Below are 15,376 nucleotides of genomic sequence, written 5' to 3'. Positions count from 1 at the left end.
GGTGGCCCCGCGTCGACCCCGCGTCGCCGGCCTCCGCAGCCGGCCCACCATCACCTCCCAGCCCTGGTCCAAGGTCCCCGAGCACCTGCGTCGTGACATGCGGGGCGACGTCCTGGTGGACATGGGCTGGGGGCGGCTGGTGTTCGGCCAGACCTTCCGCGAGCTGTCCAACATCCTCGACGTGCTGCGCGCCGAGGGCAGCGGCCAGCGCGACATCTGCATCTACCCGCCGGACCCGCAGGTGCTCGTCGGTCTGGCCCCCAGCGAGCTGTTCATCGACCCCAGCTACACGCTGCGGCTGCCGCTGCACCGCTACCGCCGTCAGACCACCCCGCCGAGGGGCCTGCTGGTGCGCACGGTGGGCGCCCGGGACGACCTGCTGGAGGCCAACCGGATCTGCACGTCGGTCGGCATGGTCACCGGGGACGTCGACACGCTCTGGGCCAACCAGCGCACCCGGACCTTCACCTACCTGGTGGCGCAGGACACCGCGTCGGGCGACATCGTCGGCACGGTGACCGGGGTGGACCACGTCCTGGCCTTCGACGACCCCGACGGGGGCAGCAGCCTGTGGGCGCTCGCGGTCGACCCGCACTCCCGCATCCCCGGGGTGGGCGAGGCGCTGACCCGCACCCTGGCCCAGCGCTACCAGGCCCGCGGCCGCTCTTGGATGGACCTGTCCGTCCTCGCGTCCAACTCCGGTGCCCTGTCGCTGTACGACAAGCTCGGCTTCGTCCGCACCGCCACGGTGTGCGTCAAGCGCAAGAACCCGATCAACGAGCCGCTGTTCGCGCCCCGCCCGGACCAGCTGGAGGACCTGAACCCCTACGCCCGGATCATCGCCGAGGAGGCCCTGCGGCGCGGGGTCCGCGTCGAGGTCACCGACGGTCGCTGGGGCGAGATGCGGCTGACCCACGGCGGGCGCACCGTGCTGACCCGGGAGTCGTTGTCCGAGCTGACGTCCGCGGTGGCGATGAGCCGCTGCGACGACAAGCGGGTGACCCGGAACCTGCTGCAGGGCGCCGGGGTGCCCGTGGCCCGCGGCCACGAGGTGACCGGCGGGCACGTCGGCCCGGCCGAGGAGCAGTTCCTGGCCGAGGTGGGTCCCCTCGTCGTCAAGCCCGCCCGGGGCGAGCAGGGGCGCGGCATCACCGTCGGCGTCGAGGACGTCGAGGAGCTGCGACGGGCGGTCGGCGTGGCGTACCACCACTGCCCCGACGTGCTGCTGGAGGAACGGGTGAGCGGCGACGACGTCCGGGTCCTCGTCATCGACGACGCGGTCGTGGCGGCCGCGATCCGACGGCCCGCGACGGTCGTCGGCAACGGTCGCGACACCGTCGCCGACCTGGTCCGTGCGCAGTCGCGGCGCCGCGAGCGGGCCACCGGCGGGGAGTCCACCATCCCGCTGGACGACACCACCACCGCGGTGGTGCGGGCGGCCGGGTACGAGATGACCGACGTGCTGGGCAGCGGGGAACGTCTCGAGGTGCGGCGCACGGCCAACCTGCACACCGGCGGCACGATCGAGGACTGCACCGACGACATCTCCCTGTCCCTGCGGGACGCGGCCCTGCGGACCGCGCGCGTCATCGGCATCCCGGTCACCGGGGTCGACTTCCTCGTCCCGGACCTGCGCGGCGAGGAGTTCACCTTCGTCGAGGCCAACGAGCGGCCCGGCCTGGCCAACCACCAGCCCCGCCCGACGGCGGCACGGTTCGTCGACCTGCTGTTCCCCGCCACGGCGGGTCGCGCGCCCCGCTCGAGCGACCGCGACGACTGACCGCTCAGGAGTAGTTGCCCCACACCCCCTCGCCCTTGGGCAGGGTGCGTTCGCGACCGCACCGCTCGCACAGGTAGAAGATGCCGTTGCCGTCGGCCTCGGTGGCGTGGTGCCGGCGCCAACGGTGCCACCCCAGCCAGCACGCGATGCGACCCACGATCGCCTCCCGACCTCGTCGTCGCCCCCATGCTGCCTCGGCCGGCCCCCCGACACCAGGGCCCGCCGGGGTCGGTCGAGGGGGGTCCCCGACTCTGCGACGATGCACCGGTGACTCCCCCGCACCCCCGTTCCGCGACCACCCCTGTCCGGCTGCCGATCGACGCCGACTACCTCCGCGACGTGATGCTCGAGCTGCTGCGCATCCCCAGCCCGTCCGGTCGGACCGACTGGGTGATGCAGCGGGTGGGTGACCTGCTCGCCGAGACCGGCGTGACGCTGGACCTGACCCGGCGCGGCGTGCTGCGGGCGACGGTGCCCGGCAAGCGCGAGGACGTGAACCGCGCGGTCGTCGTGCACGCCGACACCATCGGGACGATGGTCAAGCGGCTCAAGGAGAACGGCCGCCTCGAGGTCGTCCAGGTCGGCACCCACTCGGCGCGCTTCGCCGAGGGCGCCCACGTGACGATCCTCACCGACGACATCGACAGGACCTACACCGGGACGATCCTGCCGCTGAAGTCCAGCGGGCACGCCTACGGCGACGAGATCGACACCGCCGCCATCGGCTGGGACCAGGTCGAGGTACGGATCGACGCCCCGGTCTACGACGTGACCGGCGTCATGGCCCTCGGCATCCAGGTCGGTGACTTCGTCGCGCTGGACGCCGCCCCCCAGATCACCCCGATGGGTTACGTCAAGAGCCGGCACCTGGACGACAAGGCCGGGCTCGCCGCCTGCCTGGCCGCGTTCAAGGCGCTCATCGAGTCCGGCATCACCCCGCCGGTGACCGCCCGGCTGCTGGTCACCATCGGCGAGGAGGTCGGCCACGGCGCGACCCACGGCTTCGACACCGGGACCGCCGAGATCGTCGCGGTCGACAACGGCGTCGTGGCCCCCGGTCAGCAGTCGACCGAGGAGGCCGTCAGCGTGGGCATGATGGACTCCACCGGCCCGCACGACTACCACCTGACCCGCCGGCTGCTCGCGCTGGCCGACGAGTTCGGCGTCCCGGCGGTCCGCGACGTCTACCGGGTCTACCGCTCCGACGCCGCCCCGGCCGTCGAGTCCGGCGTCGAGGCGCGCACCGCGCTGCTGGGCTTCGGCCTGGACTCCTCGCACGGGCACGAGCGCACCCACCTGGACGGTCTGCTCAACCTGGCCGAGCTGCTCGCGATCTACCTGCAGACCGACCTGACCTTCGCCGACTGGGACAGCCAGGAGACCGGCGCCCTGGACGACTTCCCGACGTCCGACCAGCCGACCCCCGTCGAGCCGACCGAGGTCGACCGTCGCAGCGAGGTGGACCGGCGCACGGGCCAGAGCTGAGCCCAGGCTGCGGGCCGACGCTGCCGAGGTGCCCCGACACCGCCCCCGGCCCGCGAGCCCGTCAGCGGTCGAGGTCCCGGTCGCCCAGCTCGCGGGAGTGCAGCTCCACCAGGGTGGCGAGCCTGACCGCGCACGCCTGGGCCCAGGCCCCGTCGGCGGTCTGCACCCCGAGCGCGGCCACGTTGCTGCCGTCGGACAGGTCCAGGCGCACCCAGGTGGAGTCTCGGCCGTAGCGCACCCCGACCACCTCGGCCCACGACAACCGGCGGCGGCCGAGCACGTTGCGGACGACCACGCCGTCCTCGTCGGGCAGCACCGCCACCGACCCGAACCGGTACATGACCCAGGCCCCCACGAGGGCGACCAGGGTGAACCCGATGCGGTCGCCCGTGCCGATGCCGGGGTAGGGCGGGTACCCCGCGGCCAGTCCCCCGAACACGACCAGCCACACCACCGCCAGGGTCAGCGGCACCCAGCGACCGGCGCGCGGCCGGATGGGGCGGTGCAGCTCGTCGCGCCGGTTCGGGGTGCCGCTCATCGGTCGCTCACAGCCTGCAGGCGTGGATCTCCGTGACGAGGATGGCGCGCGCGCCGACCTCCCACAGCTCGTCCATGACGCGGTTGGTGTCAGCCCGCGGCACCATGGCCCGCACGGCCGACCAGCCGGAGTCCCGCAGCGGTGACACCGTGGGCGACTCCAGGCCCGGGGTGACGGCGGCGGCCGCCTCGACCAGCTCGTTGCGCACGTCGTAGTCGATGAGGACGTACTGCCGGGCGGTGATGACACCGGTCAGCCTGCGCGCGAGCACCTCCACGCCGGGGTGCGGCTGCTCACCGGCGGGCACCACCAGGACGGCCTCCGAGCGCAGCAGCGGCTCACCGAACACCCGCAGACCGGCCTGGCGCAGCGTGGTGCCGGTCTCCACGACGTCGGCGATCACGTCGGCGATGCCCAGCGACACCGCCGACTCGACGGCCCCGTCCAGCCCGACGACGGTCGCGTCGAGGCCCTGGGTGTCCAGCCACGAGCGCACCAGCCCCGGGTAGGCGGCCGCGATCCGCCTGCCGGCCAGGTGCGCGGTGTCGGTGACCCCGCCGTCGACGGGCGCCGCGAAGCGGAACGTCGAGCGGGCGAAGCCCAGCGCCAGCAGCTCCTTCGCGGGTGCACCGGAGTCGATCATGAGGTCGCGGCCGGTGATGCCGACGTGCAGGGTGCCGCTGCCCACGTAGACGGCGATGTCGCGCGGACGTAGGAAGAACAGCTCGACGCCGTTGGCCTCGTCGACCAGGCGGAGCTGCTTGGGGTCGCGGCGGCGGCGGTAGCCGGCCTCGGAGAGGATGTCGTGGGCCGCCTCGGACAGCGCGCCCTTGTTGGGGACGGCGACGCGGAGCATGCCCTGGCCGGTGCTCGGGGTGGTGCTGTGGTCGGTGCTCATCACAGGTGACGGTAGACGTCGGCGAGGGTGAGGCCCTTCGCGACCATCAGGACCTGCAGGTGGTAGAGCAGCTGGCTGATCTCCTCCGCGGTCCGCTCGTCCCCCTCGTGCTCGGCGGCCATCCAGACCTCGGCGGCCTCCTCGACGACCTTCTTGCCGATGGTGTGGACGCCCGCGTCCAGGGCGGCGACGGTGCCCGAGCCCTCCGGGCGGGTCACGGCCCGCTCGGACACCTCGGCGAACAGCTCTTCGAAGGTCTTCACGTGGGTAGAGCCTAGGCCGCGCGGTGCAGGGCGTCGTACGTGGTGCTGCGTTCCCGGACCGGGCGGCCGATCCCGGCCGCGATGTCGGTCAGGTCCTCGACCGTCTTCGCCGAGCCGTGGGCCGAGCCCGCCATCCGGCTGATGGTCTCCTCCATCAGGGTGCCGCCCAGGTCGTCGGCGCCACCGGTGAGCATGGCGCGGGTGCCGTCCACGCCCAGCTTCACCCACGAGGTCTGGATGTGGTCGATGCGCCCGTGGAGCATGAGCCGGGCCACCGCGTGCACGGCGCGGTTGTCCCGCATGGTCGGCCCCGGACGGGCCAGGCCGGCCAGGTAGATGGGCGAGCTGGTGTGCACGAAGGGCAGCGGGACGAACTCCGTGAACCCGCCGGTGCGGTCCTGCAGCGCGGCCAGGGTGCGCAGGTGCCCGACCCAGTGCCGGGGGTGGTCGACGTGGCCGTACATCATCGTCGAGCTGCTGGGGAGGCCCAGGCGGTGGGCGGTCTCCACGACCTCGACCCAGGCGCTGGTCGGCAGCTTGCCCTTGGTGAGGACCCAGCGGACGTCGTCGTCGAGGATCTCCGCCGCCGTCCCGGGGATCGAGCCCAGGCCGGCGTCGCGGACCTCCGTCAGCCAGTCGGCGATGCTGGCCCCCGCCCGGGCGGCGGCGCTGACCACCTCCATCGGGCTGAACGCGTGCACGTGCATGCCCGGGGCGGCCTTCAGCACCGCACGGACGATGTCGGCGTAGGCGCCCGGCCCCAGGTCGGGGCTGATGCCGGACTGGATGCAGACCTCGGTCGCCCCCAGGGCCTGCGCCTCGGCGGCACGACGGCCGACCTCCTCCAGCGACAGGGTGTAGGCGTCCGGGTCGCTGGCCCGCTGGGCGAACGCGCAGAACCGGCAGCCGACGTAGCAGACGTTGGTCACGTTGATGTTCCGGTTGACGACGTAGGTGACGTCGTCGCCGACCACGTCACGGCGGACGTCGTCGGCGATCGAGGTCACGGCGTCCAGGTCCGCCCCGTCGCAGGTCAGCAGGGCCAGGTACTGCTCGTCGCTCAGCCCGGCCGGGTCCTCGGCCACCCGCCGCAGGGCCAGCGCCAGGTCGTCGGAGCCCAGCAGGGCCGGGGCCTCGGCGTGGCGCCGCTCCCCCACCGCGGTCCAGTCGCCATAGACGTCGTCGAAGTCGCTGCGCCGCTCGTCGGTGCGACCCGTCGTGTCCACGGTGGCGTGCAGGTCCGCCCGGCCGGAGGTGACGAGACCGCCGTCGGGCTCCTGCCAGACCATCGGCCGGGGCACCGCGCCCACGCGGGCCAGGCCGGTCTCGGGATCCATCAGCGCCGCGACGTGCCCGCGCAGCCGCGCGTCCAGCCAGCCCGGTGCCTCGCCGAAGGCGGCGCGCGCGTAACCGGGGTGGATCGTCAGCCGCTCCGCCAGGGCGAACCCGGCCTGCTCGGTGCGTGCGGTCAGGTCGTCGAGGTGGGGCCAGGGGCGCTCGGGGTTGACGTGGTCGGGGGTCACGGGTGACACGCCGCCCCAGTCGTCGACCCCGGCGGCCAGCAGGGCGGTCAGGTCGTCGTCGTCGCTGAGGTTGGGCGGGGCCTGCAGGGTGACCGTGGGCCCCAGCAGCAGCCGGGCCACGGTGAGGGTCGCCAGGTAGCTGTCCCGGTCCAGGTCCGCCGCCCCGCGCATCGCGGTGTCGTCCTTGGCGCGGAAGTTCTGGACGATGACTTCCTGGATCCCGCCCAGCTCGCGCGAGACCCGCCGGATGGCCAGCAGCGAGTCGACCCGCTCGGCCGGGGTCTCGCCGATGCCGACCAGGATGCCGGTGGTGAAGGGGACGGCCAGGCGACCGGCGTCCTCCAGCACGCGCAGGCGCACGGCCGGGTCCTTGTCCGGGCTGCCGTAGTGCGGGCCGGACGGCTCGGACCACAACCGGGTGGCGGTCGTCTCCAGCATCATGCCCATGGACGGGGCGACGGGCTTGAGCCGCTGCAGCTCCTGCCAGCTCATCACCCCGGGGTTGAGGTGCGGCAGCAGGCCGGTCTGCTCCAGCACGGCGATGGCGCAGGCGCGGACGTAGGACAGCGTGTCGTCGTACCCGCGCTCGTCCAGCCACTGCCGGGCCGCCGGCCACCGGCCCTCGGGCCGGTCACCCAGGGTGAACAGCGCCTCCTTGCAACCGGCCGCCGCACCGTCCCGCGCGATCTGCAGCACCTCCTCCATCTCGAGGAACGCGGCCGGCAACCGGTGGGGCACCGTGACGAACGTGCAGTAGTGGCACCGGTCCCGGCACAGCCGGGTGAGCGGGACGAACACCTTGCGGGAGTAGGTGATGGTGCCGGGCCGGCCGGCGCGGGCCATGGCCTCGTCCCGGACCCGGCCGGCCGGCTCGGCCAGGGCGGCGAGGTCGTCGCCGCGGGCGTGCAGCAGGACGGTCGCCTCGGCGGCGTCCAGCGCCTTGCCGGCCCGGGCCCGGTTGACCGCGCGCTCGACCTGGCGCGGGGTCGGCGGCACGTCGGGCGCGGGGACGGAGGTCACCGGTGAAGGCTACGCGCGGGCGGTGGCCGACCCGCACCGGTCGACCTGGCCCTCGGCGCGCCGTGGCCTGCGGTCGCTCGTGCGGTGGTCGCCTGGTCGCCCGGTCAGCTGCTCGGCGCAGCGGTCGGGTCGGTGACGGGCTCCGTGGTCGACTCGGTGGCCGCCCCGGTCGGGCTCTCGATGACCGACGTGTCGCCGGTGACCTGGCCCCCGGTGGGGACGGGGTCGCTGGTGCTCGCCCCGCAGGCGCTCAGCAGGAGGGCCGCCGCGGCCACGGCCGCGGCGGTGGTGACTGGGGTGGAGGGGTGACGCATGGGGTGCCTCTCGTCGGGGTCGGATGTCCGTGTCCAGTCCTTGCCCCTCCTGAGCCGGGCCATGCCCCGACCCGCCCGAGGCCCGCCTCGCCCTCCCGCCGCACGCGTTCGCGTCCGCACCCCGCGCCCCGCTCCCCGCTCCCACCCGCACCGCTCCCACCCGCACCGTGTGGGACGTTCCGGTACCGATCCAGGCCCGCGAGCGCGCGGAACGTCCCACACGACGGGCCGGGCCGCGCGGAACGTCCCACACGACGGCCCGGTGCGCGCGGGACGTCCCACACGACGGGCCGGGCCGCGCGGAACGTCCCACACGACGGGGGCGGGGGCTCAGCGGACGCCGAACCCCACGGCCCCGCCCCGCTTGAGGGCCTGACGCAGGCCCAGGACGGTGCTGACGGCGGCCTCGGCCGCCTCGCTGCCCTTGTCCTCGCGGGAGCCCTCGAGCCCGGCCCGGTCCAGCGCCTGCTCGACGGTGTCGACCGTCAGCAGGCCGAACCCGATCGGGGTCACCGTCCGCACCGCCACGTCGGTCAGGCCCTGAGTAGCCGCCTGGCAGACGTACTCGAAGTGCGGGGTGCCGCCGCGGACGACCACGCCGAGCGCCACGACGGCGTCGACCTCGGGCGCCATCGCGGCCGCGGCCACGGGCAGCTCGAACGAGCCGGCGATGTGCACCTCGACGACGTTGGTCACCCCGGCGCGTCCAAGGGCGCGTCGCGCGCCCTCCAGCAGGCCGCCCATCACCTCCGGGTGCCAGCTGGCCGCGACGACGGCGACCTTGAGGCCCGCCCCCGACCCGGGTTCCACGATGACTGCCGGTGCTCCGTCGCCGCTCATGCGGTCCTCCCTGGTCCTTCGTCCCCGCGTCGTGCGGGAGCGCCACCGGGCAGGACGCCCGGCAGCACGTGGCCCATCCTGTCGCGCTTGACCGCGAGGTAGCCGATGTTGTCCGGCCCGGTGCCGACGACGAGCGGGGCCCGCTCGTCGACCTGCACGCCGTGGGCCTCGAGGTCGTCCACCTTGTCGGTGTTGTTGGTCAGCAGACGGACCCGCTGCACCCCCAGGTCGGCCAGGATCGCGGCGGCCGCGCCGTACTCCCGCGCGTCGGCGGGCAGTCCCTGCGCGGTGTTGGCGTCCACGGTGTCCAGCCCCGCGTCCTGCAGCGCGTAGGCGGCCACCTTGGCGGCCAGGCCGATGCCGCGGCCCTCGTGCCCGCGCAGGTACACGACCACACCGCCCTCGAGGGCGATCCGCGCCAGGGCCGCGTGCAGCTGCGGGCCGCAGTCGCAGCGCAGCGAGGACAGGGCGTCCCCGGTCAGGCACTCGGAGTGCACCCGGGTGAGCACGGAGCGGCGCCCGGGGGTGTCACCGGGCCCGGCGGGACCCGACGGGCCGGCCGCCGCGACGGCCAGGTGCTCGGCCCCGGTGACGTTGTCGACGTAGGCGTGGACCCGGAACGACCCGGCCGCGGTGGGCAGGTCGGCGGAGGCGACGTGCCGCACCCGCGGGCGCACGTCCGGTCCCGAGGGCGCCCCGACGGGGGCCCCCGGCGCGGTCACGCCGCGGCCCTCCCGCTCACGGCGCCAGGCCACCAGGTCGGCGATGGACAGCACCAGCAGCCCCTCACGGGCACCGAGCTCCAGCAGCTGGGGCAGCCGCAGGAGCTCCCCCCCGTCGTCGACCAGCTCGCAGATCATGCCGACCGGGGCCAGACCGGCGGCCCGGCAGAGGTCGACGGCGGCCTCGGTGTGGCCGTTGCGCTCCAGCACGCCACCGGGCCGGGCCCGCAGCGGGAGCACGTGCCCGGGCCGCACCAGGTCGGCGGGGACCGTGGCGGGGTCGGCGAGCAGCTGCAGGGTGCGTGAGCGGTCGGAGGCGGAGATGCCGGTGGTGACGCCGGTGCGGGCGTCCACGCTGACCGTGTACGCGGTACGCAGCGGGTCCTGCCCCTCGCCCACCATCAGGGGCAGCTGCAGGGCGTCGGCGTGCTCGGCCGGCATGGGCGCGCAGATGTAGCCGGAGGAGTGCCGGACGGTCCAGCCGACCCAGTGCGGGGTGGCCGCGGCCGCGGCCATGATGACGTCGCCCTCGTTCTCGCGGTCCTCGTCGTCCACCACGATGACGGGTCGCCCGAGCCTGATCTGCTCGACGGCGGCGTCCACGTCGGCCAGGCGTACCCGGTCGGGGCTCATCGGGCGCCGCCGTGGGCCAGCTGCGCCTCGACGTACTTGGCCAGGACGTCCACCTCGAGGTTGACGAGGTCACCGACGGCCCGCCGTCCCAGGGTCGTGGCCTCCAGGGTGGTCGGGATGAGCGACACCTCGAAGGCGTCGGGCAGCAGCGTGGACACCGTCAGCGACGTCCCGTCCACCGCCACGGAGCCCTTCTCGACCACGTAGCGGCGCAGGTCCTCCGGCAGGGACACCCGCACCACCTCCCAGCGGTCCCCCGGCTCGCGGGCCAGCACCTCGCCGACCCCGTCGACGTGACCCTGCACGACGTGGCCGCCGAAGCGCCCGTCCGCCCGCATCGCCCGCTCCAGGTTGACCGGCTCGCCCGGGGCCAGCGCCGCCAGCGAGCTGCGTCGCAGCGTCTCGGCCATGACGTCCACGACGAACTCGTCGCCCGTCACGGCGGTGACGGTCAGGCAGACGCCGTTGACGGAGATGGAGGCCCCGAGCACGGCGTCGGAGGTGACCAGCGGTCCGCGTACGGCCAGCCGGGCGGAGTCGGCGCCGTGCTCGAGCGCGACGACCTCGCCGAGCTCCTCGACGATCCCTGTGAACATCAGACGGGCTCCTTCTCGGGGGTGCTGACCAGGACGACGTCCTCGCCCAGGCGGGCGACGTCGGACAGGCGGAAGCGGAGGGTGTCCTCGACGGTGCCGACGCCCACGTCGCCCACGGCGGGCGCGCCCGCACCCAGGACGGCGGGCGCGACGTAGGAGACGAGCTCGTCGACCGTGCCGCTGCGCAGGAACGCGGCCGCCACGGTGGGCCCGCCCTCGACCCAGACGTGGCGGACCTCACGGGCGGCCAGGTCGGCCAGCGCCGCCGTCACGTCCCGGGTGCGCAGGTGCGCCGTGGGGGCGGCGTCGTCCAGCACCCGGGCCCCGGGGGGCAGGTCCCGCTCGCCCAGCACCACCCGCAGCGGCTGGTGGCGGTCCAGCACCACGGTGCCGTCGGCGTCCGTGCGCCGGGTGGTGAGCCACGGGTCGTCGATGAGGGCGGTGCCGGTGCCGACCAGGACGGCGTCGGCCGACGCGCGGCGGGTGTGGACGTCGGCCCGGGCGGCGCGACCGGTCAGCCAGCGGCTGGTGCCGTCGACGGCGGCCACGCGACCGTCCAGGGTGGCGGCCCACTTGAGGGTGACGAACGGGCGCCCCCGGGTGACCGCATGGCTCCAGTACCGGTTGAGCGCGGTGGACTCCTGCGCGAGCACACCGGTGACGACCTGGACCCCGCCCGCCCGCAGCACCGCGGTCCCACCGGCGGCGACGGGGTTCGGGTCCTGGGCCCCGACGACGACCCGGCGCACCCCCGCCTCGAGCAGGGCGCGCGCGCACGGCGGCGTGCGCCCGGTGTGCGAGCAGGGCTCCAGGGTGACGACCGCGGTCGCCGAGGACAGGTCCGCCCCGGCGGCGCGGGCCGCGGTCAGCGCCTCCGCCTCGGCGTGCGGTGCGCCGGCCCCGGAGTGGTGGCCCTCGGCCAGGACCGTGCCGTCGGGTCCCAGCAGGACGCAGCCGACCCGGGGGTTGGGCCCGTGGGCGCTGCCCCGCGCGGCCAGGTCGAGGGCACGCAGCATCGCGTCGGTCTCCCGAGGCGTGGACCCGTAGGGCCCTGCGGCGGTGTCCACCCGGTCTGCGCTCCTTCGTCAGGGCGCTCCGGGGGGTCGGGTACAAGGGGTACCCAGGCACCGGCAGCGGGCGGGTGCCCGTGCCGTCGCGTGCGCCTCTCATCCGGACTCTCACCGTCGGTCCTGGATTTTCACCAGGTCAACCGGCCGCTGGCTGCGGTCGGGTCGCGGACTGTCACCGCCGGTTCGGATTTTCACCGACCCCGGAGCACGCGTTGCTCTCGTCCTAACAGCATGGCACGCCGTGGTGTTCCGCCCGCACCCGCGGGCGCGCGTCACCCGTGCCACCGCGGGCCCACCGGTCTCGGCGGGCCCGCGGACGGTTCGCAGGTCGGGGTCGCCGGCCCCGGCTAGGTCGCCAAGGACTTGCGCCGGGAGATCGCGTCGACGCTGGCCGCGAGCAGCAGGACCAGGCCGGTGACGACGAACTGGATGCCGGCCTGGCTGGTGACCAGGGGCAGACCGTTGGCGATGACGGCGATGACCAGGCCACCGAGGATCGCGTTGTGCACCTTGCCCCGCCCGCCGAACAGCGAGACGCCGCCGATGACGGCCGCCCCGACGGCGAACAGCAGGGTCTGGGCGCCACCGGTGGTGGGCGAGATGCTGTTGTCCCGCGAGGCCAGCAGGATGCCCGCCACGGCGGCCATGGACGAGCCGATCATGAAGCAGGTGATCCGGACCCGGGCCACGTTGATGCCGGCGCGGCGGGCGGCCTCGGCGTTGCCGCCGACCGCGTAGACGTGCCGCCCGAACGTCGTCCGGGTGAGCAGGAAGCTGAGCCCGACCAGGAAGACGACCGCGATCGGCACCACCACCGGCACGCCCGAGAGCGAGACCGGCGCGTTGGGCCGGGCACGCTCCAGGTTGAGCACGTACACCGCGAGGCCCAGCAGGACGGCCAGGCCGACGGCCCCGGCCCAGAACAGGGTCTGGTTGCCCGGGTCGAGCCCGGCCCGGCGACGCCGGGCCTGGTTGAGCAGCCCCGAGGCGACGAAGCCGCCGACGACCGCGGCCCAGAACACCCAGCCGCCCCACTCGGGCAGGTTGCTGTTCATGATCCGCAGGATGGCGGGGTCACGCACCGGGATGGTCCCGCCGGTCCCGATGACCAGCAGCATGACGCCTTGCAGACCGAGGAACGCCGCCAGCGTGACGACGAACGACGGGATCCCCAGCAGGGCGACGAGCAGGCCGATCAGCAGGCCGATGAACGCACCGGTGACCACGCAGAGCACGATCGCCACGTACCACTCGACGCCCCAGCTGCTCAGGGCCACGCCCAGCACGGCCGCCGAGGTGCCGGCGGTGTAGCCGGCGCTCAGGTCGATCTCGCCCAGCAGCAGCACGAACACCAGGCCCATCGCGATGAAGATGACCGCGGCGGACTGGTTGAGCAGGTTGGCGAAGTTGGCCGAGGTGTTGAAGACGCCGGGTCGCAGCGCGGTGAACAGCACGACGAGCACGACCACGCCGAGCACGGAGCTCAGCGAGCCGATGTCGCCGGACTTGACCTTGGCCACGTAGTCCTGGACGGCCTGCGACAGCGAGCCGCGGGGCTCCTCGTGGTCCACCGGGGCCGGGGCGGCCCCGGTCGCGTTGGCGGCGGTCATGCGACGGCCCCGCTCTCCTCGGCCGTGAGGCCGATGTTGCCGCTGCGTCCGCTGGTGATCAGCTCGACGATCTGGCTGGTGCTGGACTCCGAGGCCTTGACCTGGGCGGCGGTGCGACCCAGGTACAGGGCGACGACCCGGTCGGCCACCCGGATGACGTCGTTCATGTTGTGGCTGATGAGGATGACGGCCAGGCCGCGGTCGGCCAGCCGGCGCACCAGCTGCAGGACCTGCTCGGTCTGGGCCACGCCGAGGGCGGCGGTGGGCTCGTCGAGGATGACGACCTTGCTGTTCCAGAGCACGGCGCGGGCGATGGCCACGGTCTGGCGCTGGCCGCCGGACAGCGCGGACACCGGGGCACGCACGGACTTCAGCGTCCGCACCGACAGCCCCTTGAGGGTCTCGGTGGCCGAGCGCTCCATCGCGATCTCGTCGAGGACGCCGCCGGAGGTGGACTCGCGACCCAGGTACATGTTGGCCACGACGTCGAGGTTGTCGCACAGCGCCAGGTCCTGGTAGACGACCTCGATGCCGAGCGCGTTGGCCTGCTTCGGCGACTCCACGTGCACGGGGCGACCCTCGAACAGGTACTCCCCCGCGTCGAACGCGTGGATGCCGGCCACGGACTTCACCAGCGTCGACTTGCCGGCGCCGTTGTCACCGACCAGGGCGGTCACCTCACCGGGGTAGGCCTCGAAGTCGACGCCCTTGAGCACGTGGACGGCACCGAAGTGCTTGTCCACCTTCTTCAGCTGCAGCACGGGCTGCGGTTCTGCCATGTCTGTTCCTCTCCGCCACGGGTTCTCGGCGGTCCGGCGGGACGGGGACGATCGGGTCGCGGGACGGTGACGGGGGCCGTGGCCAGGCCACGACCCCCGTCACCGGTGCGTCGCGACTACTCGACGCCGACCTCGTCGCACGCCGCCTGGAGCTCCGGCGTGGTGCAGAGGTTCTCGGCGGTCGTGTACTCGTCCGCGACGACGTCCTGGACGTTGTCGCGGAAGATCGCCACGGGCTCCAGGAGCAGCGACGGGGTGCCGTCGACGTCCTGGTCGGCGAGCCCGTCGGCCGTGGCCGTGTCACCGGCGATGACGGCGATGGCCAGCTCGGCAGCCGCCTCCGCCTCGGCGCGGACGGCCTTGTAGACCGTCATGCACTGGGTGCCCAGCAGCACCCGCTGCAGGCCCTCGTCGGTGGCGTCCTGCCCCGTCACGGGGATGGTGCCCGCCGTGCCGTTGCGCTCGAGCACGGAGATGACCGCGCCGCCGAGCCCGTCGTTGGCCGCGGCCACACCGACGTACCCGCCGCCGGTGTTGGTGTCGATCTGCTCGAAGATGGTGCCGGCCTGGGTGTTGTCCCAGTCGGGCACGGCCTGGTCGTCGACGATGCCGTAGCCGGCGGCCTCGATGGCGGCCTGGTAGCCCTCCTTGAACAGGGTGGCGTTGTTGTCGGTCGGGGAGCCGTTGAGCAGGACGACGTCGCCCTCGGTGGTGCCGGCGTCCTGCAGGCAGGTCACCAGGCCCTCGCCGATGGTCGTGCCGACGGCCACGTTGTCGAAGGACACGTAGTAGTCGGCGCCGCCGCCCACGGTCAGGCGGTCGTAGTCGATGACGGGGATGCCCGCGGCGGCGGCGTCGGAGATGACGGCCGTCCCGGTCTCGGAGTCGAGGTTGACGATGATCAGGGCGTCCACCCCGGCATTGATCATGCCGTCGGCGATGGTCTGGAAGGCGGCGGTGTCGCCGTTGGCGTTCTGGATGTCGGCCTCCACGCCGGCGGCCTCGAAGGCCTCCTGCAGGAACGGCCGGTCGGCGGTCTCCCACCGGGCGGAGCTGGCGGTGTCGGGGAGGATGACCCCGACCCGACCACCCTCGGCGCTGCCACCGGCAGCGGCGTCGTCGCCGGCCTCGTCGGTGGGCGCCTCCGAGCCGGTGTCACCGGCGCCGGCGTCGGCGTCGTCGGCCGTACCGGAGTCGCCGCACGCGGCGACGGCGAGTGCGAGCACCACGCCGGTCGCTGCCACGACAGCACGATTTGTTCTCATGGGTGAAGCCTCCTGGATGCGACAGTGCACCTCTGGGTCG

Annotated in this window: 15 protein-coding genes and 1 riboswitch; of the genes, 2 read left to right on the top strand and 13 right to left on the bottom strand. The window is 74.0% G+C overall.

From position 1 onward, the window contains the following. Position 1: 1 nt before the first annotated feature. Positions 2–1,780 carry an N-acetylglutaminylglutamine synthetase gene (gene ngg / locus ACR80Q_RS11110; RefSeq protein ID WP_435377676.1) on the top strand — a complete coding sequence of 593 codons (1,779 nt, stop codon included), beginning with the start codon at positions 2–4 and terminating at the stop codon, positions 1,778–1,780. 4 nt (positions 1,781–1,784) lie between these two features. Here ngg and ACR80Q_RS11105 read toward each other — a convergent pair whose 3' ends face one another. Further along, on the bottom strand, positions 1,785–1,937 hold the full coding sequence (locus tag ACR80Q_RS11105; protein ID WP_435377675.1) for a hypothetical protein: 153 nt from the start codon (positions 1,935–1,937) through the stop codon (positions 1,785–1,787). A 110-nt stretch (positions 1,938–2,047) separates the two neighbouring features. Here ACR80Q_RS11105 and ACR80Q_RS11100 point away from each other — a divergent pair, with 110 nt between their 5' ends. Then, a complete protein-coding gene (locus ACR80Q_RS11100) occupies positions 2,048–3,265 on the top strand; it encodes an osmoprotectant NAGGN system M42 family peptidase (protein ID WP_435377674.1) in 1,218 nt (405 codons plus the stop codon). Between the two features lie 61 nt (positions 3,266–3,326). On the opposite strand, the gene ACR80Q_RS11095 is transcribed toward ACR80Q_RS11100, so the two are convergent. The 12 genes from ACR80Q_RS11095 to ACR80Q_RS11040 all read right to left on the bottom strand — a co-directional run bounded on the left by ACR80Q_RS11095 (position 3,327) and on the right by ACR80Q_RS11040 (position 15,315). Beyond that, the gene (locus tag ACR80Q_RS11095; RefSeq protein WP_435377673.1) at positions 3,327–3,803 is read right to left on the bottom strand and encodes a PH domain-containing protein; all 477 of its coding nucleotides are present in this window, start codon (positions 3,801–3,803) and stop codon (positions 3,327–3,329) included. Between the two features lie 7 nt (positions 3,804–3,810). Next, positions 3,811–4,659: an ATP phosphoribosyltransferase gene (gene hisG / locus ACR80Q_RS11090; protein ID WP_435377796.1), complete on the bottom strand. Its 849-nt coding sequence runs from the start codon at positions 4,657–4,659 to the stop codon at positions 3,811–3,813. Between the two features lie 41 nt (positions 4,660–4,700). Continuing rightward, entirely contained in the window at positions 4,701–4,964 is a 264-nt protein-coding gene (locus tag ACR80Q_RS11085) for a phosphoribosyl-ATP diphosphatase (RefSeq protein WP_435377672.1), read from the bottom strand. An 11-nt stretch (positions 4,965–4,975) separates the two neighbouring features. Further along, positions 4,976–7,507, bottom strand: a complete 2,532-nt coding sequence (locus tag ACR80Q_RS11080; RefSeq protein ID WP_435377671.1) for a bifunctional FO biosynthesis protein CofGH — start codon at positions 7,505–7,507, stop codon at positions 4,976–4,978. A 104-nt stretch (positions 7,508–7,611) separates the two neighbouring features. Further along, positions 7,612–7,821, bottom strand: coding sequence for a hypothetical protein (locus ACR80Q_RS11075; protein ID WP_435377670.1), 210 nt, complete (start codon positions 7,819–7,821; stop codon positions 7,612–7,614). A gap of 330 nt (positions 7,822–8,151) precedes the next feature. Beyond that, positions 8,152–8,661, bottom strand: coding sequence for a 6,7-dimethyl-8-ribityllumazine synthase (gene ribH / locus ACR80Q_RS11070; protein ID WP_435377669.1), 510 nt, complete (start codon positions 8,659–8,661; stop codon positions 8,152–8,154). Then, complete coding sequence (gene ribB, locus ACR80Q_RS11065) at positions 8,658–10,016, bottom strand: 3,4-dihydroxy-2-butanone-4-phosphate synthase (RefSeq protein ID WP_435377668.1); 1,359 nt, start codon at positions 10,014–10,016, stop codon at positions 8,658–8,660. The genes ribH and ribB overlap by 4 nt, the downstream gene beginning before the upstream one ends. Beyond that, positions 10,013–10,612, bottom strand: coding sequence for a riboflavin synthase (locus ACR80Q_RS11060; RefSeq protein WP_435377667.1), 600 nt, complete (start codon positions 10,610–10,612; stop codon positions 10,013–10,015). The genes ribB and ACR80Q_RS11060 overlap by 4 nt, the downstream gene beginning before the upstream one ends. Further along, positions 10,612–11,679 carry a bifunctional diaminohydroxyphosphoribosylaminopyrimidine deaminase/5-amino-6-(5-phosphoribosylamino)uracil reductase RibD gene (gene ribD / locus ACR80Q_RS11055; RefSeq protein WP_435377666.1) on the bottom strand — a complete coding sequence of 356 codons (1,068 nt, stop codon included), beginning with the start codon at positions 11,677–11,679 and terminating at the stop codon, positions 10,612–10,614. The genes ACR80Q_RS11060 and ribD overlap by 1 nt, the downstream gene beginning before the upstream one ends. An 87-nt stretch (positions 11,680–11,766) precedes the next feature. Continuing rightward, positions 11,767–11,894, bottom strand: a riboswitch (FMN riboswitch). A gap of 135 nt (positions 11,895–12,029) precedes the next feature. After that, positions 12,030–13,292, bottom strand: coding sequence for a sugar ABC transporter permease (locus ACR80Q_RS11050; RefSeq protein WP_435377665.1), 1,263 nt, complete (start codon positions 13,290–13,292; stop codon positions 12,030–12,032). Next, positions 13,289–14,071, bottom strand: coding sequence for an ATP-binding cassette domain-containing protein (locus ACR80Q_RS11045; RefSeq protein ID WP_435377664.1), 783 nt, complete (start codon positions 14,069–14,071; stop codon positions 13,289–13,291). Before ACR80Q_RS11045 ends, ACR80Q_RS11050 begins: the two co-directional genes overlap by 4 nt. Positions 14,072–14,187: 116 nt before the next feature. Beyond that, positions 14,188–15,315, bottom strand: coding sequence for a sugar ABC transporter substrate-binding protein (locus ACR80Q_RS11040; RefSeq protein ID WP_435377663.1), 1,128 nt, complete (start codon positions 15,313–15,315; stop codon positions 14,188–14,190). Between the last annotated feature and the right edge of the window lie 61 nt (positions 15,316–15,376).

It is taken from the genome of Aquipuribacter aurantiacus (assembly GCF_051216895.1).
Lineage (GTDB): Bacteria > Actinomycetota > Actinomycetes > Actinomycetales > JBBAYJ01 > Aquipuribacter.
The sequence above is the reverse complement of the archived record's forward strand: the minus strand, read 5'-3'. Positions and strand labels throughout refer to the sequence as shown.